Source organism: Agromyces cerinus subsp. cerinus, from assembly GCF_900142065.1.
In the GTDB taxonomy this organism is placed as follows: domain Bacteria; phylum Actinomycetota; class Actinomycetes; order Actinomycetales; family Microbacteriaceae; genus Agromyces; species Agromyces cerinus.
In genome coordinates this window covers 269,362-294,386 of record NZ_FSRJ01000001.1, presented here as the reverse complement: position 1 = coordinate 294,386, position 25,025 = coordinate 269,362, and the positions used below count along the sequence as shown (strand labels likewise).

Genomic DNA, 25,025 nt, shown 5'->3' with positions numbered 1-25,025 from the left:
GAACAGCACCTCGCGCGCCCGCGCCGAACAGCACTCGCGCGCCCGCGTCAACCGCAGAGGGCGCCTGAGCGGCTCCGGTGGCGTCCGGCGTGCCGCCGCTCACGCCAAGGCGCTCAGACCGACGCGACGGCCTTCGACCGCACCGGCCGGGGCTTGCCCTTCGCCAGTCGCATCACCGGACGCTCGATGAGGATCCAGCTGAGATAGGCGAGGACTGCGGTGAGCACCGCCGTGACCCCGATGTACACGGCCATGCCGTACTGGGAGAGGACCGGAAGCATCAGGAGCTGCTGCATCGGCCAGGCATAGATGTAGAAACCGTAGGACACGTCGTTCTTGGCGATGAACCGCGGCTGCGGAACGACCGTGGACAGGTAGAGGAGTCCGTAGGCCATGAACGGGGCCGACAGTTGACCGCCCCAGCCGGGGATCGTCGCGATGAGACCGGCGGCGACGACGAGCGAGGCGATGCCGACGAACGGACTGAGCCCGAATCGGGCGATGACGTAGTAGACGAGCGCCCCGCCCATGAAGTACGGGAGCAGTCGCATCAACAGCACGAAGTCCTCATTGAGGCCGAGACGGCGGGCGAAGTCGATGTTCGCGTGGATGATGACGCTCAGCACGAAGACGGCCGCCACGACCACGGGCGATCGCCGCACGATCGCGAGCGAGCCCAGCAGCCAGATGATCAGGTAGCAGAGGAACTCGTAGTAGAGCGTCCAGAGCGAACCGTTCCAGGCGGACGGGTACGGAACGGTCGTGAGTGTGCCCGAGATGTCGTAGTGACGCATCTTCAGACCCGAGTTGCCCCAGATGAACTCCAACGGCGTGGTCGGCGTCGTGAGGAAGCCGGCGAGCGTGCCGCGTTCGACGATCGCGGCGATCGGCGCGAACACGAACGCCATCACCACGAGGCACACGATGAAGGCCGGAAAGATTCGCGCGATGCGGTGCACGAGGAAGTCGCCGGCGGAGTTCGTGAAGCGGCTGGTCGTGATCAGGAAACCACTGATGACGAAGAAGCCGGCGACCGCCCAACCACCGAGGTTCTCTCCCTGAATCGTGGGACCGACGCCCTCGCCGGCCGTGTACCACGCGTGCGCGAAGAGCACGAGACCAGCCAGAAGCAACCGGAACAGGTTGAGGCTGTTCGCTCGCGCCGGGAATGGACCCCCGGTGAGGAGCTGGGGAATGGTCACTTCAGCAGGTTCCTCGAGGCCATCTCGTCGAGCGACTTCTGATAGTTGTCGCCCTCGACCGGCTCCGTGAGCACCCAGTCCACGAACCGCCGCACGCCCTCGTCGAAGTCGACGGTCGCCGAGACGCCGAGCATCTCGGCCGCACGGCTCGTGTCGGCGAAGTTGTGCCGGATGTCGCCGAGGCGGTAGTTGCCCGACACCGTGGTCGGGACCTCGCGGCCGAATGCGCTGAAGAGCGCGGCAACCACGTCGGAGACCGTCGTCGCCACGCCGCTGCCGACGTTGATGATCTGGGATGCGGCACCGGGCACGGTGGCGGCCAGGTAGGTGGCGTTCACGACATCGTCGATGTACACGAAGTCGCGGCTCTCGAGACCGTCTTCGAAGATGTTGATCGGCTTGCCCTGCCGAATGAGCGTCGAGAAGATCGAGAGGATGCCCGTATACGGGTTCTTCAACGACTGGCCCGGTCCATAGACGTTCTGGTAGCGCAACGCCACCGGTTCGACGCCGATCGTCGGAGCGACGGTCATCACCAGCGACTCCTGTACGTGCTTGGTGATCCCGTACACGGATGACGGATGGATCGTCGCGGTCTCGCTGGTCGCCACCAACTCGAGCGGCCCCTCGACGCCGGGCTGATGCACCGCGAAATCACCGGCGGCCATCGCTGCGTCATCACGATGCGGCGGGTAGACGAGGTCGCCCGCCGGAGTGCGGTACGCGCCTTCGCCGTAGATCGATCGTGACGACGCCACGACGATGCGTTCCACCTGGTGCTCGCCGTTCGCAAGCGCATCGAGCAGCTTCGCCGTGCCTCCGACGTTCGCCTCGACATATCGATCGATCTCGTACATCGACTGCCCGGTGCCGGTCTCGGCGGCGAGGTGGACGATGATGTTCTGACCCTCCACGGCAGCCGCGATGTCAGCGGCGGAGGTCACGGTTCCCTTGATGACGGTCGCGAACTCGCGGACCGTCGCCAGCAGGGGCGACGTCGTCTCCGGGTCTTCGCCGTGCACCTGCGGGATCAGGCTGTCGAGCACCGTGACGCGATACCCCTCGTCGGCGAACCGCCGACCGAGGCGACTGCCGATGAATCCGGCGCCGCCGGTGATCAGAACGTTGCCTTGCATGCTGTCGGTGCTCCGGAGACTCGGGATCGGGTGGACGGACCATCCGTCCACGCGCTCGACACTGCGGCACGAGGAAGTGGGATGGACTCCCGACATTCTAGCCGGAGGTCCGATCGACCCCCGGCAAGCACGGCACAGCGGCTGTGCGACGACGACCTGCACCCGATTCTCCGGATGGCCGGCCCACCCCTCCGCCGGAGTGGTCGCGCACGATCCTCGACAGACGAGCCGCGTGATAGGTTGGCTCACTATGCCTCGCGTCCTCGTCGATCTTCTGTCCTACACAGGCACCAAAGGGGGCATGGAGATCTATGCCCGGGAGCTGTACCGTCAGCTCCCCCTGATCGCGCCGGAGTGGGAGTTCATCGGCTTCATGAGCCGCGAGGGCTATCAGCTCGATCGGTCCTGGTTCCCCGGCGAGACGGTGGACTCGGGTATCAGCGGCGAAAATCGCTTCGCGTGGGCCCGTGGTGAGCTGTTCGAGGTGTCGCGGGCCGCGCGCGCCCATCAGGTCGACCTCGTGCACTGCCCGGCCACGCTCGGGCCGATGAAGACGACGGTGCCGACGGTCATGACGATGCACGACATGCTCTACTGGAGCCACCCCGAGTACATGTCGACGCCGCTGTACACCGAACCGGTCAAATGGATGGAGAAGGTCGCGTCGCGGAACGCGGCTCGCATCCTCACGATCAGCGAGGAGTCGCGCCAGGCGATCTTCCGGTATCTGGGTGTCCCCGAAGATCGAGTCGACCTCGTCCCCCTCGCGGGCACCAAGGTACCCGGTGCCGACCGCAGTCTCGCCTCGCAGCCTCATCCGATGGTGCTCGCGACGGGCAACCGCCGCCCGCACAAGAACTGGCCGTCGCTGATCCGCGCATTGCCGCTGATTCCGGTCGAGGAGCGCCCGCATCTCGTCGTCACCGGCAGCCACGGCGACGATCCGCTGAAGGCGGTCGTCGACGAGACCGGCATGCAGGACTGGGTGGAACTCAAGTCATGGGTCGACGACGACGAGATGCGGGACCTCTACTCCCGGGCCACCATCCTCGCGATGCCCTCCTTCGCGGACGGATTCTCGCTGCCTGCGCTCGAAGCCATGATGGCGGGGCTGCCCGTCATGATCAGCGACATCCCCGTCTATCGTGAAGTCGTGGGCGATGCCGCGCTCTTCATCGATCCGACCGACCTCGACTCCATCGCCGCGGCGATGCGCACCGCGGCCACTCGCCCAGACCTGCTCGCAGGGCTTTCCGAACGCGGTCGAGAGCGCGCGCGGATGTTCTCCTGGGAGCGCACCGCTCGCGGCACGCTCGAGAGCTTCGAGAAGGCGCTGGCGGCCGGCCAACGGCGTTGACCCGGGTGGCGAACGCCACCACGTGACGAAACGGAAACGGCCATCTCAGTCCTCGTGAGATGGCCGTTTCCGTACTCGATGACTCAGCTGACCGCGACGCGCTCGATCGTCTCGGCCACGAGGTCGATGCCTTCGCGAACAGGGTAGTGGTGGTTGCCCACGAACAGCCCATCGACGTCGACCTTGTCGGCGGCCGGCAGAGCGTCGGGGATCACCGCGTCGAGGTGGGCGACCACGGGGTTCCGTGCGAAGTTGCCCGCGACGATCGGACGTGATTCGATTCCGGCCTGCTCGAATGCCCGGACGACCTCGGCCCGGCGACCGGCCAGCCCGCCCTCGAGCACCATCGAGAAGCCGAACCAGCTGCTCTGCCCGGTCTCGCGCTGCGTGCGCACCTCTTCGATGCCCGCGAACCGTTCGGCGAAGTACGCCGCGTTCTCACGACGCCCCTCGACGAGTGCCGGAACCTTCTTCAACTGCTCGAGGCCCAGCGCGCCCGACATCTCGAGCGGGCGCACGTTGTAGCCGGGCAGTACGAAGCGGAACAGGTCGTCCCACGCATTGCCCGTCTTGTCGTGCACGTGGTTCTCGACCGGAAGGTCGCGAGTCCAGCCGTGCGAACGCAACGAGATCATCTCCTGGTAGAGCTGCTCGTCGTCGGTCACGATGACGCCGCCCTCCATCGTCGAGATGTGGTGCGAGAAGAAGGAGCTGAACGTGCCTGCGAGGCCCGCGGTGCCCGCGTTGATGCCGTCGGACACGGCGCCGAGCGACTCGCAGTTGTCCTCGAGGAGGACGAGTCCATGCGTGTCGGCGATGCTCCGCAGGCGAGTGAAGTCGTTCGGGTTGCCGAGCAGGTTGACGGCGAAGATGCCCTTGGTGCGCGGGCCGATGGACGCTTCGAGGAGGTCGAGGTCGATGTTCAGCGTGTCGAGGTCGATGTCGACGAACTTCGGACGGAGCCCGTACTGGGACAGCGGATAGTAGGTCGTGGGCCAGGACACCGCGGGGACGAGCACCTCGTCACCACGCTGCAGGTCGATCCTCGGGTCGAGCACCGCGGCTGCGATCGCGATGAGGTTGGCCGAGCTCCCGGAGTTGACCATGACGCCGAACTTCGCACCGAAGTGGGCGGCGAACTCGGCCTCGAACTGCTTGACCAGCGGGCCCATCGTGAATCGACCGCTCTCGATGACGCGCTGGAGCGCGGCGTACTCCCCGTCGTCCCAGGTCGTCGTCGCAAGCGGGTAGGCGGGCGTCGGGGTCATCGAGGATCTCCAATCGGGGAACGGGTGAGGAAGGCGCGGTAGCACTCGGCCATTCCGTCGCGGATCGCGGTCTGGGGGGCCCATCCGTGGGCGCGCGCGCGGCTCGAGTCGATGAGTCGTCGCGGCACCCCGCTCGGCTTCTCGGGGTCGAACTTCAGCTCGCCCCCGAACCCGACGACGTCAGCGGCGAGCTCGTAGTACTCGCGGATGCTGTGATCGGTGCCGGCGCCGACGTTCATGATGTCGGGCCACTCCGCGATGGAGTCGATGCTCGCCGCGATCCAGCGTGCGATGTCGGGAGCGAAGGTGAACTCGCGTCGGGCCGTGCCGTCGCCCCACACCTCGACGTGATCGCTGCCCGCTTCACGGGCCGCATGCGTCTTGAGCAGCGTCGACGCGATCAGGTGCGAGCGCGTGGGGTCGAACGAATCGCCCGGCCCGTACAGGTTCGACGGAAGGATCGAGCGATAGGCGCGCCCGGTCTGCCGCGCGGCGTACCGGACGGCGGTGATCCCGGTGAGCTTCGCGAGACCGTAGCCTTCGTTCGCCTGCTCCAGCGGACCCCCGAACAGCGCCGACTCGGAGATCGGGTTGACGGCGTCCGCCGGATACGCTGCGGCACTCGCCGTGTACAGGTAGCGGGGGACGTCGGCCGCGACGACCGCCTCGATCACCGAGGCGTCGATGATGACGTTGTTCAGCAGGTACGGCAGCGGGCGGGCAGTCTTGTCGGCGATCCCACCGACGGATGCCGCGGTGTGGATGACGAGCTCGGGGCGAGCGTCGCCGATCACGCGCCGGGTTGCCGCCGCGTCCGTGAGATCGACGTCTCGGCGGGACACGACGACCAACTCGTCATCGGGACGCTGCGTCGACCACGCGTCGGCGATGCTCGTCGCGAGCATCCCTCCCCCGCCCGTGAGCAGAACGCGCACGCGGCGTCAGCTCTGCACCTGGTCGACGTAGTGGCGACCCTCGACGTCGAGTGCCGCCACATCGGCGTCGACCATGATCTGAGCGAGACGAGGGGTGAGCACCTTCGGCTCCCAGCCGAGCAGGCTCTGGGCGCGGCCGAAGTCGCCGACGAGCGCGTCGACCTCGGTCGGGCGCAGGTAACGGTCGTCGAATCGGACGTACTTCTCCCAGTCGAGGCCCGCGTGCTCGAACGAGAACTGCAGGAAGTCGCGCACCGTGTAGGCGGTGTTCGTCGCCAGGACGTAGTCGGTGGGCTCGTCGTGCTGCAGCATCCGCCACATGCCCTCGACGTACTCCGGCGCGTAGCCCCAGTCGCGAACGGCGTCGAGGTTTCCGAGGTAGAGCTCGGACTGGAGACCGGCCTTGATACGGGCGACGGCGCGCGTGATCTTCCGCGTCACGAACGTGCCACCACGGCGCGGCGACTCGTGGTTGAAGAGGATGCCGTTCACCGCGAACAGTCCGTATGCCTCGCGGTAGTTGCGCGTGATCCAGTAGGAGTACACCTTCGCGACGCCGTAGGGCGAGCGCGGGTAGAACGGGGTCTCCTCGTTCTGCGGCGGCGGCGTGGCACCGAACATCTCGGAACTCGACGCCTGGTAGAAGCGGCAGTCGATGTGCGCTGCGCGGATGGCCTCGAGGAGGCGGATGGTGCCGAGGCCCGTGACGTCTCCGGTGTACTCCGGCTCGTCGAACGAGACGCGCACGTGCGACTGCGCAGCGAGGTTGTAGACCTCGTGCGGCTGGATCTCGTTGAGGAGGGTCACGAGGCGCGAGCCGTCGGAGAGGTCTGCGAAGTGCAGGAACAGACGGTGGTCGTCGGCCTGCGCAGGCTGGTAGATGTGATCGATCCGCGCGGTGTTGAACGACGACGAGCGACGGATGAGTCCGTGGACCTCGTACCCCTTCGAGAGGAGGAGTTCAGCGAGGTAGCTGCCGTCCTGACCGGTGATACCGGTGATGAGCGCGCGCTTGATCGGGGCGGGAGTGGTCATGTGAAAGTCTCCTGGACGTAGAGCAAAGCGAGGTGCCCGCGGGCATCGTCTGAGTCTAGCTGACTGGATGCGAGACGACTTCACGCGGCCTGACGCCGAGCGAATGGATCACGAGACCGACGATCGGCGCGGCGATCAGGGCGATGATCGTCCGGGCCACCGGGTCGATCGGCACGAGCAACGCACCGACCGTGACGGATGCCGCTGCGACCCATCCGGCCAGATACGGCACGTGTCGCCCCTCGCTCAGGAGCGCAGGGCCGGTCAGGCAGAGGAGCGCCACGAGGCCGGCGCTCGCCATCACGGCAGCAGCGACGCCCGGATCGACGTCGTACCGCCCCCCGGAGAGGATGTCGACGACCCACGGCCCCCACAGCCAGGCGCCGACGGCGAGCACGGCGGTGACCAGCGCGGTGAGAGCGCCGTATCGGACCAACCGAGGCCACACTCGTCGCCCTGCATCACGGAAGTCGACGATGAGGAAGCTCTGCAGCGCCATGAGCGGGATGATCAGCGGCGCTCGGGTGACCGTGATCACCAGCACGAGTCCCGCGAGCGTCTCGGCGGGGAACGTCGGGATCAGCGAGCGCAGGAGCAGCGGCAGTCCGGTCACCATGATTCCGGTCGCAGCGGCGGCGGTGACCGTTCCGAGGGTGTTCAGGCTCAGGCGACGGGCCGGCACGTCGAGGCGGAACCGGCCGACCACTGCCGCGCGATAGCCGATCCAGACGATGGCGAAGGCGAGGCCGAAGGGCGCTGCGACGAGGAAGGCGAGCAGGCCCGGCTCAGCCCCGAACAGCAACCCCAGCCCGACGGCCACCCCGCGCAACGTCGCGTCGACGACGGTGAGGATGGCGATGGGACGCCACAGAGACAGCCCGTAGAAGACTCCGGCCAGTGACGCGGTGAGGAGGTATCCGATCAGCCCGATGGCGAAGGAGACCGTCATCGCAACGGGCGCGGCGGCGAAGGCCACTTGGCTCAGGAGCAGCCCGACGACGATCGCGACCACGACCAGGGCAGCCGAGGCGAGGAGGGTGAAGTCACGGAGCGTCGTACTCTGCGGCGGCACGTCGGTGGGCTGCGTCGCACGAGTCACCTCCTGCTGCACACCTCCGACCGCCGCGATGAAGAGATAGAGCGTCGACCAGAACACCGTGAACGCGAGGTACGTCTCGGCGTCGCCGAGGAACGCCGGCGCCGCGAGTTGGATGAGGTAGCCGAACCCGCCCGCGATCGCGGTGGCCGCCAGGATGTAGACGAGCCCGCGCGAGCGCCCCTCAGTCGGAGACGTCATCGTGATGCACTGTGGACCCCTCGAACGGTTCGGATGACTGATGCGCGGGTCGTGCGCGATGCAGGCGGGGATCCTCCCGCCCGGGGCACCGCCCGCAGTTCGGCAAGCCTATCGCCCGGCGCCCGAGCCGCCGGGCCCCTCGAGCACGACCTCGCCCGCATCGGGGCACGTCGCGACGGCGGCATCCCGGATCGCCTCATCGGCGGTGACCACCGTGACCGGGGGGTGCATGAGTTCCCGGATACGGCAGAGATCGTCGACGGAATCGAGGTCGCGCTGGTACGCGAAGATCCGAAGGTCGTAGTCGGTCGCCCCCGGCGATGCGAGCTGGATCGCCCAGAAGATCGTGCGGGCTTCGTCGGGGTGGCCGGTCTTCCACGGAAGCACGAGCGGGTCGGCGTCCGCGTACTTCATGATGTGCTGTGCCAGCTCGTCGCCTCCGGCGCCTGAATACGTTCCGGTGGCGATGCGCACCAGCGGCGAATCCGCCTGTTCCGAATAGACGTCGGCCCCTGGAACCCACGCAGCCCTACTGAGGACCGTGACCGCGACCGCCCCGGACGCCACGAGGAGGAACGGGAGCAGCCGTACCGAAGCTGTCAGGGCCAGCGCGATCGCCGTGATCAGGAGGATGACGGCGACCAACCACAGGATCTTCAACGTGTAATAGCCCCAGAACGTCTCGGCGTCCCGCCGGAGCCACATGAGGGCGGCCAGACCGATCGCACCGCCGATCGGCACTGGAGCGAGCGACCACACGGCGCGCCAACCCGCGAGCACCCCGTGAGCCACGGCGGCTGCGCTCCAGCACACTGCGATGGCGATGAACAGCCAGTGCTCGAACGTGAACGACCCGCCCGACGCGTCGGCGAGGACCGAGCCGAAGGAAAGCAGACTGCGCAACGGGAGAACAATGGCGAATCCCAGCATGACCGCGAGCGAGCCGCAGACCGCGACGACACGCAGCCGGCCCGAGCCGAGCAGGATTCTGCGCTCTCGAACGAGCACCAGAAGCAGCATCAGGCCGGGGATCAGGACGAGCGGGCTCCAGGTGGCGAGCACGAGCGTCGCCCCGAGCGCGAGACCGATCGCGGAGAGCACCGGATTCCTGCCCGAACCGAGCACGAGAATCGCGCAACACAACAGCAGGAGCAGGATGAGATGCACATTGATGAAGCCCCGCTCGACCGACGGCGCGAGAGCGAACCACGACAACGGCAGCAAAGACACCAGAGCCGCCCCGACGCGACCGAGCGGGGTGTCCGCCCGCTGCAACTGGCGCACGAGCAGGCCGCTCGCGACGGCGCACGCCGCGATGGTGAACGACCACATCTGGACCAGGCCCGAGATGTCGCCTGCCGCCGTGGGTGCGGCGAGGGTCCGTCCCGGGAGGATGAACGATGAGACGAGCGCCGCGGTCAGCGGCACCGGGTCGCTCCCGACGCTCAGCGCCACGCCGTTGGCGTCGATGAGCGCGCGAGCGAACAATGTGACGTTCGCGGCGTCGCCCGCCAGCGCCCACGACATCCCGCTGCCACCGGTGAGGTTCGCGACCAGGAGAACGGCGAGCCAGACGAACGCGCCGGTCGCCGCCACCGCCATGCCCGAGAGTTCCCGCTTCCACGCGAATCCAGCGCGCGGGGTACGTCGAGAGAGGAGCGGGAGGGCGCCTGCCAGCGCCTGGGCGATCACCAAGGTGACGAGGGCGGGAACCACGGGAAGCAGCCAGCTCACCACCAAGGCGGCGAGCACGGCGCCGAGACTCGCAAGCGCTCCTGCCGCTGCCGCCACGGGAAGTCCGCTGTTCGGTGCGAGGGCGAACACCCAGGCGGCTGTGCAGACCACGATTGCGAGCCAGAACGGGGCCCCGAGCGACACCGCGAGCGCAGTGAGGACGAGGACCGCGACGACCACCGCCACCGCGAGAGTCCGCCTCGACGGCGCCGTTGCGTATGAGGACAACTCCGAATCCTCCAAGCTCCGCGGATCTGCGGAGAGACAGCATGGGCAGGGGCAACGTTTGGCTACATGGCAGGATAGACGATTGTGAAGGGCATCATTCTCGCGGGCGGCTCAGGCACCCGGCTCCACCCGATTACGCTCGGGGTCTCGAAACAGCTCATTCCCGTGTACGACAAGCCGATGGTGTACTACCCACTGTCGACGCTCATGTTGGCCGGCATCAGCGAGATCCTCGTGATCACGACTCCGCACGACGCGCCGTTCTTCGAACGGCTCCTCGGCGACGGGTCGCAGTTCGGCATCTCGCTGACGTTCGCCCAGCAGCCGTCGCCCGACGGACTCGCCCAGGCGTTCACGATCGGCGCCGACTTCATCGGCGACGACAAGGTCGCGCTCGTCCTCGGTGACAACCTGCTCTACGGCCCGAGCCTCGGCACCCAGCTCAAGCGCTACACCGACGTCGATGGCGGTGCGGTCTTCGCGTACTGGGTGGCCGATCCGCAGGCGTACGGCGTCGTGGAGTTCGATGCCGAGGGACGAGCGATCTCGCTCGAGGAGAAGCCCGTCGCACCGCGCAGCAACTACGCCGTCCCCGGGCTCTACTTCTACGACAACAGCGTCATCGAGATCGCTCGCGGTCTGAAGCCGAGTCCGCGTGGCGAGTACGAGATCACCGACATCAACCGCGCCTACCTCGAGCGGGAGAAGCTCCAGGTCGAGGTCCTCCCCCGCGGCACGGCATGGCTCGACACCGGCACCTTCGACCAGATGACCGACGCCGCGGAGTACGTCCGCACCATGCAGCGCCGCACGGGCCTCTCCATCGGCGTCCCCGAAGAGGTCGCGTGGCGGCAGGGCTTCCTCAGCGACGACGGCCTCCGCGAACGCGCCGAGAAGCTCGTGAAATCGGGCTACGGCACCTACCTGCTCGACACCCTGGAAAGAGGCCACGCATGACCCGCCTGCTCGTGACGGGAGGCGCCGGTTTCATCGGTTCCAACTTCGTCCACCACGTCATCGACCACACCGATCACGACGTGACGGTGCTCGACAAGCTGACCTACGCGGGAAACCGCGCGTCGCTCGACGGCATCCCGGCCGACCGGCTCTCCTTCGTGCACGGCGACATCACGGATGTCGCCGTGGTCGACGAACTCGTCGCCCAGGCGGATGCCGTCGTCCACTACGCGGCCGAGTCCCACAACGACAACTCGCTGCACGACCCGAAGCCCTTCCTCGACACCAACATCGTCGGCACGTACACGTTGCTCGAAGCGGCTCGTCGGCACGGTACTCGGTACCACCACATCTCCACCGATGAGGTGTACGGCGACCTCGAGCTCGACGACCCCGCACGGTTCACCGAGTCCACGCCGTACAACCCGTCGTCGCCGTACTCGTCGACGAAGGCGGGCAGCGACCTGCTCGTGCGCGCCTGGGTGCGTTCGTTCGGGGTGCAGGCCACGATCTCGAACTGCTCCAACAACTACGGGCCGTACCAGCACGTGGAGAAGTTCATCCCGCGACAGATCACCAACGTCGTCCGCGGCATCCGCCCGAAGCTCTACGGCGCAGGTGAGAACGTGCGCGACTGGATCCACGCCGACGACCACTCGTCGGCCGTGCTCACCATCCTCGAGCGCGGCGCGATCGGTGAGACGTACCTCATCGGCGCCGACGGCGAGCGCAACAACAAGCAGGTCGTCGAACAGATCCTCGAGCTCATGGGGCAGCCGCGCGACGCCTACGATCACGTGACCGATCGTGCGGGCCACGACCTCCGCTACGCGATCGACTCCTCGAAGCTCCGCGCCGAGCTCGGATGGCAGCCGAGGTACAGCGACTTCGACGCCGGGCTCGCCGCCACGATCGAGTGGTACCGCGCGAACGAAGCGTGGTGGACCCCGGCCAAGGATGCGACCGAGGCGTTCTACGCCTCGAAGGGACAGTAGTGGCAGAGTTCGGCAAGCAGCTCCGCACCATCGAGACGCCGATTCCCGGTCTCGTCGTCTGGGAACTCCCGGTGCACGGGGACAACCGCGGTTGGTTCAAAGAGAACTGGCAGCGCGCGAAGATGACCGCACTCGGGCTCGAGGACTTCGGCCCGGTGCAGAACAACATCTCGTTCAACGACGCCGTCGGCACGACTCGCGGCATCCACGCCGAGCCGTGGGACAAGTGGGTCTCGATCGCCACCGGACGCATCTTCGGCGCGTGGGTCGACCTGCGCGAGGGGCCGACGTTCGGTGCCGTCTTCACGACCGAGCTCGATCCGTCTCGCGCGATCTTCGTTCCGCGGGGCGTCGGCAACGCCTACCAGACGCTCGAACCCGACACCGCGTACACCTACCTCGTCAACGACCACTGGTCGCCCGACGCGCAGTACACCTTCCTCAATCTCGCCGACGAGACCGCCGACGTGCCCTGGCCCATCGCGCTCTCGGACGCGGAGGTGTCGGAGAAGGATCTCGCACACCCCCGTCTGGCGGAGGTGACGCCGGTGCCGCCGAAGAAGATCCTCGTCGTCGGCGCAGGTGGCCAGCTCGGCACGGCGTTGCGCGCCGAGTTCGGCGGGTCCGACCGCGTCGAGTTCGCCGGACGAGCCGAGCTCGATCTCACGTCGCCGGAACTCGACGGCGCACGCCGGTGGGGCGACTACGCCGCCATCGTCAACGCTGCCGCCTACACCGCCGTCGACCTCGCAGAGACCCCCGAAGGGCGACGCGACGCATGGGCCGCCAACGTGGCGGGCGTCGCGGCGCTTGCGCGTGTCGCAACCGCTCACCGAATCACGCTCGTGCACGTCTCGAGCGACTACGTGTTCGACGGCACACTCGAGCGCCCCTATCGCGAGAGCGACCCGTTCTCCCCGCTCGGCGTCTACGGGCAGACGAAGGCCGCCGGCGACGCGATCGTCTCGACAGTGCCGGGCCACTACGTCGTCCGCACGTCGTGGGTCATCGGCGAGGGCAAGAACTTCGTCTCGACGATGGCATCGCTCGCCGACCGCGGCATCGACCCGAAGGTCGTCTCCGATCAGATCGGCCGGCTCACGTTCACCGACGACCTCGCCCGAGGCATCCGCCATCTCCTCGAGACCCGGCCCGCGTACGGCGTGTACAACCTCTCGGGTTCCGGCGAACCGATGTCGTGGGCGGATATCGCCCGACGAGTCTTCTCGCTCACGGGCCACGATCCTGCGCGCGTCTCGTCGGTGTCGACCGACGACTACTTCCGCGACACGACGGCTCTGGTCGCTCCGAGACCTCGAAACAGCGTCCTCGAGCTCGCGAAGCTCGAGGACACGGGTTTCACGACCACGCCGATGGTGGACTCACTGACGAACTATCTGACCGCGGAGCAGTAGCGGATGACTGAATCGTCGCGGACCGGCGCCACTCGCAGCACGTTCCGGAAGTGGTCGACGCGCGCGGTGGTGTGGCTGAGCGTGAACGATCGTTGGGCGCACGTCCTGCTGTTCGCGGTCTTCGCGGCGCTCGTCCTCACCGGCACGACCACGTCCAACCTCACTCAGGACTACCTGCAGCAGACAACGGGCGGTCGCGACGGAATCCTGGCCGGCAACGCTCAGGAGATCCGCTGGGACGAGTACCTCGGCGGCACGCCGACGTTCCTGTCGATCATGTCGACCAATGGGTTGCCGTCGTTCCCGCCCCTCGCGGAGCAGGCCGGGCTCGCCATGCGCTACAGCGAGGGCGGCCCCGTCGGCGCCCTCGTCTTCTTCGATGGGACGATCCTCCGTCTCGCGGGGATCATCCCCGACGCGATCCTGTTCAGCCTCCACTGGTGGCTGCCGACGATCCTGTTCCTGGCGTGCATGCCGATCTGGTTCCGGCAGCTCGGATTCAACAGCAGACTCGGGTGGCTCGCCGGCCTCCTCATCGCGGCCTCGCCCGCGGTCGCGTGGTGGTCGCTGCAGCCCGTCAACGTCATGGGATTCACGCTCGCGGGGTGCGTCGCCCTCCTGGCCGGGTACCGGCGAATCGCTGCCGGACGGATCTGGCGCGCCCTGCCGTTCGGCATCGTCGCGGCCATCCTGCTCGCGGGAATCCCTTCGGCCTACCTGCTCTGGTCGCTCCTGCTCGGTGTCCCGCTCCTCATCGTGAGCGCCCTGCGCATCCTCCTCGACCGCGAGGCCCGGCCGAGGATCCGATGGGGCTATCTCGTCGGAGTCGGTCTGCTCACCGTCGTCCTGATGATCGGCATGCTGGCCGATGTCCGCGATGGCCTCGTCGCGATGGGCAACACGCTCTACCCGGGTGACCGCCGGCTCCCCTCGGCCCCGACCATCTTCGAGATGCTGTTCGGGGCTCCGTCGGCGCTCGCGGTCGATCGCGGTGAACTGACCTCGTTCGGCGGGATGACCAACAAGAGCGAACTCGCCGCATCGTGGACGGTCGCGTTCGTCATGGTCGCGCTGCTCGTCACCGGAGCATTGGTGCGCCTCGTGAAGCGCGAATGGCGGCTCTGGCTGCCGGTCGGCGTCCTCCTCGGCTGGGGCCTGGTGTGGCTCGCATGGGCCTCGCTGGCATTCGGTGACGCGAGCGCCCGGCTTCCGATCTTCAGCCAGATGCCGTCGCAGCGTGCCGCGCAGGTCGTCGGCATCATCGGCGTGCTGGTGCTGTGCCTGATGCTCTCCCGCATACGCACGAGCACGGCGCGCGCGGCCGGCATCGCGGTGGTGGTGGCCGCGATCGGTCTGTACGCGGGTTCCCTCCTGCAACGGTTCATCATTCCCGACATGTCGACGGCCGCGGTCTGGATCGCCGGCATCCTGTCGGGTGCGGCCGCCTTCCTCATGGTCCGATGGGGCGACAAGGTCTGGGCGATCGCGATCGTCGCACTCCTCGCCGCCGGGTCGACCGCAACCGTGAATCCGATCACGGTCGGGCTCGGCGGATACCGGGATTCGGATCCGGCGCGCTATTTCGCCGCTGCGGCCGACGACGTCCGTGCGGCGGGCGAGGTCTGGGCCAGCGACTTCCGGGCCATGGACGCGATCATGCTCGCCAACGGATTGCCCTCGCTCTCGGGGCCGCAGCCGTCAGGTCCGCGAGCGGAGCAATGGGAGCGGCTCGATCCCTCCGGCGCGGCAGAGGAGGCCTGGAATCGCGGTGGCAGCCGGATCCGGATCGTCTGGACCGAGGAGCCGGGCGTCGAGGTCGAGGCGACGAACTACAACGTCATCACGATCACCGCGAACCCGTGCAGCCTGCGCGAGTCCTACCCCGAGCTGACGACGGTGATGTCGCGCGACGAACTGCCCCAGGGCTGTCTCGTCGAGCGCGACGTGATCCAGTGGAAGGACACCCCCGTGCACGTCTACGAGTTCGACGACGCCGAGTGACTCCCCTGATGCTGTTCCGGGCGTGTCCGCGCGGAACAGCATCGGGCGGCCTCCCGACGACCGGGTCGTGCGCGTCGCACACGACCGATCGCCGGATCAGCCCTTCGCGATGAGTCGCCGGTAGGCGATCTTGCGCACGCCTTCGGGAACGAATCGGTACACGCCGCGAACGCTCACGTTGCGCACGTACTCCCAGCGGCTCGTGAAGCGGATGCGCCGCAGCGCGCGCTGCAGCTCCAGCTCGCTGCGCCACTGGGCCTGGCCGCCACGGCGCGCGTAGGCGCCGGCGCCGACTCGGTACATCACGAGCGGGTCGGGGATGTTCTCGACGGATGCACCAGCATCGATCATCCGCGCGAACAGCCAGTAGTCCTCCATGAGGCCGAGCGGCTGGTAGCCGCCCGCGCGCTGCACGGCGCTCCGCCGGTACATCACGGTCGGGTGGCTGAACGGGTCGTGGAACCTCGCGTACCGCGAGATCTCGTCGTGCCCGGTGCGCGGAACACGACGGGCGACGATGGCGCCCCCGTCATCGAGGAACTCGAACATGCCGGTGCCGACGAGGTCGACACCGCCTTCGACGACCGGCAGCTGACGCGCGAACCGCTCGGGCAACGAGATGTCGTCGGCATCCATGCGGGCGACGATCTCGTGCTCGCACAGGGTCAGGCCGACGTCGAGCGCGCGGGCAAGTCCGACGTTGTCCTCGATCCGATGCCGGGTCACCGGCACCGGGCTGGACTCCACCGCGTGGTCGATCGCTGCGGCGAGCACGTCGCCGACCGGTCCGTCCTGCACGAGCACCACTTGCGCAGGCTTCACAGTCTGTTCGCCGACGCTCGACGAGAACGCCTTCGCGAAATGAGCGGGGTCGTCGCCGCGATAGACGGGGATCAGCAGCGAGAAGGCACCGTTCACGCCTGCTCCACCGCCTCGACCGAGGCGGAGGCCGGTCCGAGGCCGGCAAGCGACGACGCGTTCGGCCGCGGCCGGGTGCGCGTGCCGTCGCGGTAACCGCGCCGCCAGCCGTCTCGGAGCACCGCACGATCGGACGAGCGGACGAACGTCCTGATCCACCGTCGCACGCTGGACGCCCCGTAGAGCGCCTTCTCGAACGCCGACAGGCTCTGCGACCGCCGGAACATCCACAGCTTGTTGCGCACCTCGTAGTAGAAGCGCGGCCCCGGGTCGGCGTCGGTCGAGCCGAGCACCTTCGTCTTGTGCACGACGACGGATGCCGGCACGTGCAGGCCCCGGCGACCGCGCAGCACCCGCGTCGAGTACTCGAAGTCGTCGTTCCAGATGAAGTAGTCGGCGATCGGCAGTCCGACCTCGCGCACGACATCGGCGCGAACGAGCATCGAGACGAACGAGGTGCTCCGGATGGCGACGGCGCCGCGACGGGCGGCCGCGACGCGTTCGGCCTTCGAGACGAACGGCTTGGCCCTCGGCGTGTTCATCGGATGTTCGGAGCCGTCGGTCCAGATCACCCGGGAACCTGCGGCGACGACATCGGTGCCGTCGACCGCGGCGAGCAGGGCGGCGAGCGCATCGGGGGTCGGCACGGTGTCGTCGTCCATGAGCCAGAGCCAGTCGGGCTCGTGGCGGTCGAGTGCGACGGCCATCCCGGCGGCGAAGCCGCCTGCGCCGCCCGTGTTGCGCGGCAGCGAAACGAGGTCGACGAGGCTGCCGGCAGCGAGCGCGACCTGGGCCGAGTCATCCGTCGAGGCGTTGTCGACGACGACGACGCGAGCGAGCGGATGCCGCTGGGCGGCGAGGGCCTCGAGCACCTCGACGAGAAGATCGCGCCGATTGTAGGCGACGACGACCGCGATCACGCGAGGGCTGGCAGCTGACGAACTCATTGACTCTTCGGGTTCGAGGACGGGGAACACTCCATCTTGCCCTGTCGCGCGGCCCGTTCCCTCCACAGGCGCTGGATTCCCGCTGATTCCAAGGTACGCGACGCTAGATTGGTCGAGGTGCCCGCGCACCGAACGCACGAAGGAGCCACATGCCCACGACCCTCCGCATGATCGTCGATCAGGTCATCGCGCCGGTCCCCGGCCCCCTCGGCGCCTACAGCGAGGCCCTCACCCGCGCCCTGATCCAGGCAGCGCCTCCCGGCTGCGAGGTCGAGGGCATCGTCTCCTCATCGGCTCCGGCCGACTACGAACGCCTCGAGTCGGAGTTCCCCGGCCTCGCCGGGCTCTACAAGACCACACTCGCACGCCGAGAGCTCGCCGCAGCATGGCAACTCGGCTTGACGACCTCGCCCGGCGGCGGCATGATCCACGCCCCCGGGCTCTTCGCCCCGCTCCGCCGGCACGACCGCACCGTCTCCGGCGACCAGGTCGTCGTCACCGTGCACGACCTCCTCGCCTGGACCCATCCCGAGTCGCTCACGACCACCTCGGTCGCGTGGCACAAGAGCATGCTGAAGCGAGCCCGCAAGCACGCCGACGCGGTGGTCGTGCCGACGCACGCGCTCGCGGAGCGGCTCACCCAGGTGGTCGACCTCGGCGACCGCGTGCGCGTCATCGGCACGGCTCCCCGGCCGGGACTGGTCGTTCCGACCGATGCTGCCGACTCCGCCGCCCGCGCGGCGCGGCTCGCGCTTCCGGCGGCCTACCTCGTGGCGACGGGCACGCTCGAGCCCCGCAAGGGGGTGCTCGACCTGCTCGGCGCCCTCGGCCGGCCCGGCATGCCCGACATCGACCTCGTCGTCATCGGCCAGCCGACGTGGGGCGAGTTGCATCTCGCGACCGTCGCAGAAGAGGCTGGCGTCGACCCGCGTCGCGTGCATGCCATCGACACCACCGATGCCGCCGACCTGTCCGTGATCCTCGCGGGCGCCTCGGCGTTCGTCGCGCCGAGTCACGACGAGGGGTCGGGCACCTCGCTCATCGAGGCGTTCTCGTTCGGGTTGCCGGTGATCCACTCCGACACCCCCGCCTACGTCGAAGTGGCGGCGGAGGGCGGCCTGATGGTGCCGATCGGCATCGGCGGCGGCTACACCGAGCGACTCGCGGCGGCGATCAGCACCGTGGTCGAGTCCCCGGCACTCGCCGAGCGCCTCTCCGTGACGGCCAGCGATCGCGCGCACGCCTTCAGCTGGCGGGACTCCGCCGAGCGCGTCTGGCAACTGCACGCCGACCTCTGAGCCGAGGCGCGATCCGAATCGAGCCGAGCCGATTCGTGCGCTGCCTCAGGCGATCGAGCGGATGCCGCGGCATCCGCTCGATCGCCCGGTTCACTCCTCTGTCGGCGCTTCGGTCGCCGGCGCCAGGGCGCCGTCGATGAGCGACCGGATGTAGTCCCAGTCGGGATCGGTGGGGTCGACGCCGTTCGCCGGCACGAGCTCGACCGAGGTGATCGGCAGCTCCTTCGTCTTCATGGAGAGGTTCACGAAGTAGCCGAGCATCGACTGCGGGATGTCGGTCTTCACGGTGTCCGCTCCCGCCGACGCGACCTCCTGGAACTTGGCGAGCACGTTCGTCGGCGTGAACTGGTGCAGCACCGCCTCCTGCAGCACGCGCTGGCGTGCCATCCGCTCGTAGTCGCCGCCGGCCGTGCCGTAGCGTGCGCGGCCGTACCAGAGCGCGTGGTAGCCGTCGAGGTGCTGCTGGCCGGGCTCGATCCATCCGTCGACGCCCTCGTTGTCCTCGTCGCCGCCGATCGGGATGCGGGTGTCGACGTTGATGTCGACTCCGCCGAGCGCGTCGATGAGCTGCTGGAATCCCTGCATGTCGATGAGCGCGTAGTACTGGATCTCGAGGCCGGTGATGCCCTCTGCGGCATCCCTGACCCCCTCGATGCCGGGCTCACTGCCTTCGGCGACGGCGTCCGGGTACATCTCGGGGCTCTTCAGCTCCACCTCGGTGTAGATCGAGTTGAGCTGGCAGACGTCGACCTCGCAGCCGTCGATCGCGCCGTAGCCCTCGGGGTAGACGGCCGCGAGCGGCGAGTCCTCGGGGAACGGCACGTACTCGAGGTCGCGCGGCAGGCCGATCGTGACCGCCTGCCCGGTCTCGGCGTCGATCGAGACGACGGTCATGCTGTCGGGCCGCATGCCCTCGCGGTCGGGGCCGGAATCGCCGCCGAGCAGCAGGATGTTGTAGCGGCCGTCGACCGGCGGCTGGCTCGGGCCGGCGGCGAACACCGACGAGATGAAACCGCTCGTGGTCGTGGCGAAGTAGGCGCCGTAGGCCGCCGCACCCGAGACCCCGACCATGACGAGGGTGGTGAGGCCGGCGACCCACACCCGGGCGGAGGGAGCCGTCTTCACGAGGCGCACGAGCCGCAGCGTGTCGAGGGTCAGGATCACCCAGAGCACCGCGTAGAAGGCGAGCACCAGCGCGACGATCCAGAGCGTGATCGACATCGAGAAGACCGTGTAGAGCGTCGCAGGCCAGAGGAGCCAGACCACGAGGGCCAGGATCGCCAAGGTCCACAGCACGAGCGTCGCTCCCAAGCCGAACCGCCCGAGCTTTCGACTGCCTGCGAGCACCTGCGGGGCACCCGGGATCAGGAAGTTGAGCACGACGAGCCACCACGCGCGGCGGGTCATGACCGTGCGCGAGGCGGCGTCCGGATAGCGGATCGGGCTTGCGGCGAGCGTCATCGGTTCTGCTTGAGCCGTTCGTTCTTCTCCTCGACGAGTGCGGCGAGGTCGGTCGCGTACGTGCCGAGCGCGTCGGCGAGGGAAGGGTCGGATGCTGCGAGCACACGCACCGCGAAGAGACCGGCGTTCTTGGCGCCGCCGATGGCCATGGTCGCCACCGGGATGCCGCCGGGCATCTGCACGATCGAGAGCAGCGAGTCGAGTCCGTCGAGTCGCGACAGCGGAACGGGCACGCCGACCACGGGCAGCGTCGTGACCGAGGCGAGCATGCCGGGCAGGTGCGCGGCGCCGCCGGCGCCGGCGATGATGACCTTGAGGCCGCGCCCAGCCGCCTCCTTGCCGTAGGCGATCATCTTCTCGGGCGTGCGATGCGCTGAGACGACCTCGACCTCGTGCGCGACGCCGAACTCGTCGAGCAGTGCGGATGCCTCGCGCATCACGTTCCAGTCGGAGTCGGAACCCATCACGACGCCGACGAGGGGTGCGGTGTTCGTCTCAATCACTTGATCGAGTGTAGGGCCGCGTGCTGTGAGATGACCGCAGGGCACGCGGCCGATGCCGCCGACTCCGCGGCATCAGTCCTGGAAGAACGCCGCCGTGGCCCGCGCCTCGTACACGACCGCATCGAGATCGTCGCCCGTCGCGGTGACGTGACCGATCTTGCGACCGGGCCGGGGCGCCTTGCCGTAGTTGTGCACCTTCACGGTGGGGTGGCCGGCGAGCGCGGCAGCGTAACGGTCGGCGAGCGAGCCCTCGACCGGCCCGCCGAGCACGTTGACCATGACCGACCAGTCGTCGCGGCTGCCGGTGGCGCCGAGCGGCAGGTCGAGCACGGCACGAAGGTGCTGCTCGAACTGCCCGGTGGTCGAACCGTCCATCGACCAGTGGCCGCTGTTGTGCGGCCGCATCGCGAGTTCGTTGACGAGGATCCGCTCGTCGCTCGTCTCGAAGAGTTCGACGGCGAGCACGCCGGTGACCCCGAGCCCCTCGGCGATCGTGATCGCGACGTCGGCCGCGACATCCGCGAGCCGGCCCGCAGATCGGGGCGCCGGCGCGATGACCTCGCTGCAGACGCCCCCGACCTGCACCGTCTCGACGAGCGGCCACGCGACGACCTCTCCCGACGGGCGACGAGCGACGAGCTGGGCGAGTTCGCGGCGGAAGTCGACGAGCTCCTCGACGAGGAGGGCGCCGGCGCTGCCGTCTTCGACGAGCGTGACGAACCACTCGGCGACCTCCGCGGCGCTGCGCACGACGCGCACGCCCTTGCCGTCGTAGCCGCCGCGGGGCGTCTTCACGACCGCGACGCCGCCGTGGTCGGCGATGAAGTCGTCGAGTTCCGCCGCGTTCTCGACGCGGGCCCAGTCGGGCACCGGGAGTCCGAGTTCGGAGAGGCGCTCGCGCATGACGAGCTTGTCCTGCGCGATGCGCAGTGCATCGGGGCCGGGGTGCACCGCCACTCCGGCGTCGACGAGCGCCCGCAGCACGTCTTGCGGCACGTGCTCGTGGTCGAAGGTGATGACGTCGACCTCGCGCGCGAACGCGAGCACGGTGGCCGTGTCGGTGTAGTCGCCGACGCGATCGGCCGCGATCGCGGCCGACATCCCCTCGGCCTCGGCGAGCACTCGGAGGTCGACTCCGAGTTCGATCGCCGCGGGGATCATCATCCGGGCGAGCTGCCCTCCACCGATCACTCCGACCCGCACGCCATGCACTCCGTTCACCGCCGTCGACGACGCCCGCACGGGCGCCCAGTTCAGTCTAGGCCGCGCCCGAGCGCATAGGATGTGCCGGTGTCCACCCGCTTCGCGAGCGCCCTCCGACGTCTCTGGAACGGCCTGCTCGCCTACGCGGTGAAGTTCGGCGTCGTCGGCCTCATCGGCCTCGTCATCGACGTGTTGCTCTTCAATCTGCTGCGACTCGGGGTCTTCGGAGAAGACCACTGGGCGCAGTCGGCGATCGGCGCGAAGACGATCTCGACGAGCGTCGCCATCATCTTCAACTGGCTGGGCAACCGCTACTGGACGTTCCGCAACCACCGCCGCCGCAACTACGTGCGCGAGTTCGCCGAATACGCGATCGTCTCGCTCGGAGGCATGGCGATCGCGCTCGGATGCCTCTGGATCAGCCACCACTGGCTCGGCTATACGAGCCTGGTGGCCGACAACATCGCGACGAACGTGGTCGGTCTCGGCCTCGGAACCGCGTTCCGCTTCGTGCTCTACCGCTACTGGGTCTTCGGGCACCACCGGGCCGACGGCCTCTCGAACCTCGCCCGCGTCGAAGAGGCGCAGCGCGCCATCTTCGAGGAGCCCGAGGGGGCGCCGTCGCCGACGAACGCCCCCACGGCCTGACCTACTCCGCGGACTCGACGGTCGGCTGGAACCAGGGCGGGTACACCGCGACTCGGGCTCGCACGCCGGCGCTTGCGAGCTCGGCCCGCACCCGGTCGCGCACGGGCTCGTTGGCGACGGCGATGAGCGCGACGTCGTCGAGCGGAAGGCACTCGCGCACGAGCAGCTCGGCCCCGTCGAGGCCGGCACCCGCTTCGTCGCGGTGCAGACGCTGGAGCAGACGCTGCACGTCGGCCCACTCGGTCGCGACGGCGGTGCCGCTGACCGCGGCATCCGACTCGCTGACGACGATGGTGCCCGCCACCTCGGCCTTGCCCGCCTGGGCGCTCGTGAGGGAACTGACGAAGATGACGAAGTCGGATGGTGCGCGCGTGATCGCCTCCTCGCCGAGACGCGGGTCGGGCGTCGCGGTGCGCACCGCGTTCCAGACGTGCGCATCGGTCGTGAGCAGGAACGGCACGTAGTCGGCGACGACGGCATCGGTGCCGTCGATCGCGGCACCGCGGCGGTACTCGCGGGCGTGCGGCGCGGCGAGGTCGACCACCGGAACCGCTCCGGCGGCGTCGGCGAGGAGGGCGCCGGCGTCGAGGATGGGCGGCAGGTTGTCGATGTGCGTCACGTGGTAGATGCGCATCGCCTTCAGGTCGAGGCGCGGGGCATCGGGCGCGATCGTCGGCCGCGAGGCACCGGGCACTCGAGCCGGAGGCCGGCCGCTGCGGGTCGTCGTCGACCGTGCCGAGCGCGCCACCGGGGCGGGCGCAGGCTTCGCCTCCGGTTCGGGCGGGGGGAAGCAGATGGCGCAGAGGCCGTCATCGAAACCGTGTTTGCATTCGTCGGCCAAGAGAAACCCTTCATCGTGCGGCTCGCGCTCGGGCGACGCGAGACCACCTGTCCACGTTACGTCCTTTCTCGACGTCCCGCTGCACGATCACTCAGGTTCAGCGTCCGCCCCATGCCACGGTGTCGCCGTCGAGCATGGTCTGCTCGGCGCGACGACGCTCCGCGACGCGCGATTGCTCCTCGCCCATGAGTTCATGCAGCGCGCCCAGCACGAGCTCGGGCTTCGGCACGTCCTTCAGCACGAACGGCTTCTCGTGCCCTGTGTCGATGCGCACGTCTCCCGATCCGAACGCGCTCTGGCCCCAGGTTCGGCGCACGGTCACGTCGCGCCCGCGACTCAGCAGCATCTCCTGCCGCACCCGGACCCAGATGCCGCTGCGGCCGATGACCCGCCGGGTCGTGATCGTCGTGCGCCGCGTGAGCCAGGCGAGGAACGGCAGGAACGAGCCGAGCAGCACGACGAGCAGCGCTCCGCCGACGACCGCGAGCAACTGCCAGGTCTCGCGGACGACGCCCGCACCGTAGGCGGCCGCCCCGGCGACCGCGATGAGCAGGATCGCGGGGAGGATCAGCACGCGGGCGTGCCGTCGCACCCTCGCGACGACGCGCTCGGGCGGCTGCGCCGCCGGCACGACCGACTCGGGTGTCTCGGCAGGCCTCATACGCCATTAATACCGCAGGTGCGTCACGTCTCCGGCGGCGACAGACCACGGCTCACCGTTCTCACGGTCGATCACCACGAGTCGGCCGTCGGCATCGAGCCGCTCGGCATGCCCGAGGAGCTCGCGGTCGCCCGGCAGTTCGACCCGCACGTCGCTGCCGATCGTGCCGCAGAGCTCGGCGACCCGGGCGGCGACGCCGCTCGCCGCGGCATCCGCCCCCGAATCGACGAATGCGCCGAACATCCGGAGGAAGGTGGCGAGGTAGTCGGCGAGCACGGCATCGGCGTCGGGCTGCACGCCGGTGACGAGGAGCAGCGAGGTGGAGGTCAACGTGGGCAGGTCGTGTTCGTCGAGGGTGAGGTTGAGCCCCGCCCCGACGATGACGGCCCCGGAGTCGGGCAGCAGTTCGGAGAGGATGCCGCAGATCTTGTACCCCGAGACGAGCACGTCGTTCGGCCACTTGAGCTCGACGTCGACCCCGCCGCTGCCGTCGGGCTCCTCGGCCTCCTCGGCACGCAGACGACGTCGGCTCGGGCGAGCGGATGCCGTGGGCGCATCCTGCTCCGGCGACGACGGCGGCTGGCCGGCACCCGTGCCCGCCGGCACGTGCAGCTCGACGGCTCGCCGCACCGCTTCGGTCATCGCCGCCCCCGCGATGAGCGGGATCCAGCCGTAGGCGTCCGGCGGAAGGGGTGCGCCGCCGTCGAGTTCGGGACGCAGGAGCACCGAGATCGCGAGGGTCTTTCCCGTCGGGGCCAGCCAGACCCGGCCGAGGCGGCCTCGCCCGTGCGTCTGGTTGTCGGTGACCAGCACGGCACCATGGCCCCACCCCGCGGCATCCGGCCCGCTCGCGGCGGCACGCAGCTCGTCGTTCGTCGAGCCGACCTCGTCGCGGAACTCGAACCGCGGCACTGCCGCGCGCGATCGCTCCCAATCCATGCGATCACCCTACCCAGCCGTACGCGCGCGCCCACTCGCATGGCGA

Annotated in this window: 22 protein-coding genes; 7 read left to right on the top strand and 15 right to left on the bottom strand. The window is 68.8% G+C overall.

Annotation, left to right across the window (positions count from 1 at the left end; all coding sequences use genetic code 11):
- Window positions 1–113: 113 nt before the first annotated feature.
- Both BUR99_RS01270 and BUR99_RS01265 read right to left on the bottom strand, forming a co-directional pair.
- Complete coding sequence (locus BUR99_RS01270; protein WP_159440932.1) at window positions 114–1,202, bottom strand: acyltransferase family protein; 1,089 nt, start codon at window positions 1,200–1,202, stop codon at window positions 114–116.
- Window positions 1,199–2,338, bottom strand: a complete 1,140-nt coding sequence (locus BUR99_RS01265) for an NAD-dependent epimerase/dehydratase family protein (protein WP_074259399.1) — start codon at window positions 2,336–2,338, stop codon at window positions 1,199–1,201. The genes BUR99_RS01270 and BUR99_RS01265 overlap by 4 nt, the downstream gene beginning before the upstream one ends.
- Between BUR99_RS01265 and BUR99_RS19760 the strand changes: the two genes are divergently transcribed.
- On the top strand, window positions 2,337–3,695 hold the full coding sequence (locus BUR99_RS19760) for a glycosyltransferase family 4 protein (RefSeq protein ID WP_159440931.1): 1,359 nt from the start codon (window positions 2,337–2,339) through the stop codon (window positions 3,693–3,695). The genes BUR99_RS01265 and BUR99_RS19760 overlap by 2 nt on opposite strands.
- 83 nt (window positions 3,696–3,778) lie before the next feature.
- On the opposite strand, the gene BUR99_RS01255 is transcribed toward BUR99_RS19760, so the two are convergent.
- The 5 genes from BUR99_RS01255 to BUR99_RS01235 form a co-directional block, all read right to left on the bottom strand.
- Complete coding sequence (locus tag BUR99_RS01255; RefSeq protein WP_074258573.1) at window positions 3,779–4,963, bottom strand: DegT/DnrJ/EryC1/StrS family aminotransferase; 1,185 nt, start codon at window positions 4,961–4,963, stop codon at window positions 3,779–3,781.
- Window positions 4,960–5,898 (bottom strand): NAD-dependent epimerase/dehydratase family protein, encoded by a 939-nt coding sequence (locus BUR99_RS01250; protein WP_074258572.1) that lies wholly within the window; start codon window positions 5,896–5,898, stop codon window positions 4,960–4,962. The genes BUR99_RS01255 and BUR99_RS01250 overlap by 4 nt, the downstream gene beginning before the upstream one ends.
- A 6-nt stretch (window positions 5,899–5,904) precedes the next feature.
- Window positions 5,905–6,933 carry a GDP-mannose 4,6-dehydratase gene (gene gmd, locus BUR99_RS01245; RefSeq protein ID WP_200802645.1) on the bottom strand — a complete coding sequence of 343 codons (1,029 nt, stop codon included), beginning with the start codon at window positions 6,931–6,933 and terminating at the stop codon, window positions 5,905–5,907.
- A 55-nt stretch (window positions 6,934–6,988) separates the two neighbouring features.
- Window positions 6,989–8,230 carry a hypothetical protein gene (locus BUR99_RS01240; RefSeq protein ID WP_074258571.1) on the bottom strand — a complete coding sequence of 414 codons (1,242 nt, stop codon included), beginning with the start codon at window positions 8,228–8,230 and terminating at the stop codon, window positions 6,989–6,991.
- A gap of 108 nt (window positions 8,231–8,338) precedes the next feature.
- Complete coding sequence (locus BUR99_RS01235; RefSeq protein WP_143231324.1) at window positions 8,339–10,192, bottom strand: hypothetical protein; 1,854 nt, start codon at window positions 10,190–10,192, stop codon at window positions 8,339–8,341.
- Window positions 10,193–10,276: 84 nt separating this feature from the next.
- Here BUR99_RS01235 and rfbA point away from each other — a divergent pair, with 84 nt between their 5' ends.
- From rfbA to BUR99_RS01215, 4 genes are read left to right on the top strand one after another with little or no spacing between them, the layout of a single operon-like run.
- Complete coding sequence (gene rfbA / locus BUR99_RS01230) at window positions 10,277–11,149, top strand: glucose-1-phosphate thymidylyltransferase RfbA (RefSeq protein WP_074258569.1); 873 nt, start codon at window positions 10,277–10,279, stop codon at window positions 11,147–11,149.
- The gene (gene rfbB / locus BUR99_RS01225; RefSeq protein ID WP_074258568.1) at window positions 11,146–12,144 is read left to right on the top strand and encodes a dTDP-glucose 4,6-dehydratase; all 999 of its coding nucleotides are present in this window, start codon (window positions 11,146–11,148) and stop codon (window positions 12,142–12,144) included. The genes rfbA and rfbB overlap by 4 nt, the downstream gene beginning before the upstream one ends.
- Complete coding sequence (locus BUR99_RS01220) at window positions 12,144–13,559, top strand: sugar nucleotide-binding protein (protein WP_074258567.1); 1,416 nt, start codon at window positions 12,144–12,146, stop codon at window positions 13,557–13,559. Before rfbB ends, BUR99_RS01220 begins: the two co-directional genes overlap by 1 nt.
- Window positions 13,560–13,562: 3 nt before the next feature.
- The gene (locus BUR99_RS01215) at window positions 13,563–15,560 is read left to right on the top strand and encodes a DUF7657 domain-containing protein (RefSeq protein ID WP_074258566.1); all 1,998 of its coding nucleotides are present in this window, start codon (window positions 13,563–13,565) and stop codon (window positions 15,558–15,560) included.
- A gap of 96 nt (window positions 15,561–15,656) precedes the next feature.
- Here the strand turns inward: BUR99_RS01215 and BUR99_RS01210 are convergent, their stop codons facing one another.
- Both BUR99_RS01210 and BUR99_RS01205 read right to left on the bottom strand, forming a co-directional pair.
- Window positions 15,657–16,478, bottom strand: coding sequence for a glycosyltransferase (locus BUR99_RS01210; RefSeq protein WP_074258565.1), 822 nt, complete (start codon window positions 16,476–16,478; stop codon window positions 15,657–15,659).
- Entirely contained in the window at window positions 16,475–17,425 is a 951-nt protein-coding gene (locus BUR99_RS01205) for a glycosyltransferase (protein ID WP_074258564.1), read from the bottom strand. The genes BUR99_RS01210 and BUR99_RS01205 overlap by 4 nt, the downstream gene beginning before the upstream one ends.
- A gap of 149 nt (window positions 17,426–17,574) precedes the next feature.
- Here BUR99_RS01205 and BUR99_RS01200 point away from each other — a divergent pair, with 149 nt between their 5' ends.
- Window positions 17,575–18,723, top strand: coding sequence for a glycosyltransferase family 4 protein (locus BUR99_RS01200; RefSeq protein WP_074258563.1), 1,149 nt, complete (start codon window positions 17,575–17,577; stop codon window positions 18,721–18,723).
- A gap of 90 nt (window positions 18,724–18,813) precedes the next feature.
- On the opposite strand, the gene BUR99_RS01195 is transcribed toward BUR99_RS01200, so the two are convergent.
- From BUR99_RS01195 to BUR99_RS01185, 3 genes are all read right to left on the bottom strand, one after another.
- Window positions 18,814–20,184: an LCP family protein gene (locus BUR99_RS01195; protein ID WP_074258562.1), complete on the bottom strand. Its 1,371-nt coding sequence runs from the start codon at window positions 20,182–20,184 to the stop codon at window positions 18,814–18,816.
- The gene (gene purE / locus BUR99_RS01190; RefSeq protein WP_200802675.1) at window positions 20,181–20,648 is read right to left on the bottom strand and encodes a 5-(carboxyamino)imidazole ribonucleotide mutase; all 468 of its coding nucleotides are present in this window, start codon (window positions 20,646–20,648) and stop codon (window positions 20,181–20,183) included. Before purE ends, BUR99_RS01195 begins: the two co-directional genes overlap by 4 nt.
- Window positions 20,649–20,759: 111 nt before the next feature.
- On the bottom strand, window positions 20,760–21,890 hold the full coding sequence (locus tag BUR99_RS01185; protein ID WP_074259396.1) for a 5-(carboxyamino)imidazole ribonucleotide synthase: 1,131 nt from the start codon (window positions 21,888–21,890) through the stop codon (window positions 20,760–20,762).
- Window positions 21,891–21,977: 87 nt separating this feature from the next.
- Here BUR99_RS01185 and BUR99_RS01180 point away from each other — a divergent pair, with 87 nt between their 5' ends.
- Window positions 21,978–22,538: a GtrA family protein gene (locus tag BUR99_RS01180; protein ID WP_234980705.1), complete on the top strand. Its 561-nt coding sequence runs from the start codon at window positions 21,978–21,980 to the stop codon at window positions 22,536–22,538.
- Window position 22,539: 1 nt separating this feature from the next.
- On the opposite strand, the gene BUR99_RS01175 is transcribed toward BUR99_RS01180, so the two are convergent.
- The 3 genes from BUR99_RS01175 to BUR99_RS01165 all read right to left on the bottom strand — a co-directional run bounded on the left by BUR99_RS01175 (window position 22,540) and on the right by BUR99_RS01165 (window position 24,979).
- On the bottom strand, window positions 22,540–23,286 hold the full coding sequence (locus tag BUR99_RS01175; protein ID WP_159440930.1) for a DarT ssDNA thymidine ADP-ribosyltransferase family protein: 747 nt from the start codon (window positions 23,284–23,286) through the stop codon (window positions 22,540–22,542).
- Between the two features lie 190 nt (window positions 23,287–23,476).
- Window positions 23,477–24,040: a PH domain-containing protein gene (locus BUR99_RS01170; RefSeq protein ID WP_074258560.1), complete on the bottom strand. Its 564-nt coding sequence runs from the start codon at window positions 24,038–24,040 to the stop codon at window positions 23,477–23,479.
- Window positions 24,041–24,046: 6 nt separating this feature from the next.
- Complete coding sequence (locus tag BUR99_RS01165; RefSeq protein WP_084183506.1) at window positions 24,047–24,979, bottom strand: biotin--[acetyl-CoA-carboxylase] ligase; 933 nt, start codon at window positions 24,977–24,979, stop codon at window positions 24,047–24,049.
- Window positions 24,980–25,025: the final 46 nt, after the last annotated feature.

Coding starts and splice junctions, on each gene's coding strand:
- BUR99_RS19760 (WP_159440931.1), top strand. CDS start 2,337: ATGCTGTCGGTGCTCCGGAGACTCGGGATCGGGTGGACGGACCATCCG.
- BUR99_RS01265 (WP_074259399.1), bottom strand. CDS start 2,338: ATGCAAGGCAACGTTCTGATCACCGGCGGCGCCGGATTCATCGGCAGT.
- BUR99_RS01255 (WP_074258573.1), bottom strand. CDS start 4,963: ATGACCCCGACGCCCGCCTACCCGCTTGCGACGACGACCTGGGACGAC.
- gmd (WP_200802645.1), bottom strand. CDS start 6,933: ATGACCACTCCCGCCCCGATCAAGCGCGCGCTCATCACCGGTATCACC.
- BUR99_RS01240 (WP_074258571.1), bottom strand. CDS start 8,230: ATGACGTCTCCGACTGAGGGGCGCTCGCGCGGGCTCGTCTACATCCTG.
- rfbB (WP_074258568.1), top strand. CDS start 11,146: ATGACCCGCCTGCTCGTGACGGGAGGCGCCGGTTTCATCGGTTCCAAC.
- BUR99_RS01215 (WP_074258566.1), top strand. CDS start 13,563: ATGACTGAATCGTCGCGGACCGGCGCCACTCGCAGCACGTTCCGGAAG.
- BUR99_RS01205 (WP_074258564.1), bottom strand. CDS start 17,425: ATGAGTTCGTCAGCTGCCAGCCCTCGCGTGATCGCGGTCGTCGTCGCC.
- BUR99_RS01200 (WP_074258563.1), top strand. CDS start 17,575: ATGCCCACGACCCTCCGCATGATCGTCGATCAGGTCATCGCGCCGGTC.
- BUR99_RS01195 (WP_074258562.1), bottom strand. CDS start 20,184: ATGACGCTCGCCGCAAGCCCGATCCGCTATCCGGACGCCGCCTCGCGC.
- purE (WP_200802675.1), bottom strand. CDS start 20,648: ATGGGTTCCGACTCCGACTGGAACGTGATGCGCGAGGCATCCGCACTG.
- BUR99_RS01170 (WP_074258560.1), bottom strand. CDS start 24,040: ATGAGGCCTGCCGAGACACCCGAGTCGGTCGTGCCGGCGGCGCAGCCG.
- BUR99_RS01165 (WP_084183506.1), bottom strand. CDS start 24,979: ATGGATTGGGAGCGATCGCGCGCGGCAGTGCCGCGGTTCGAGTTCCGC.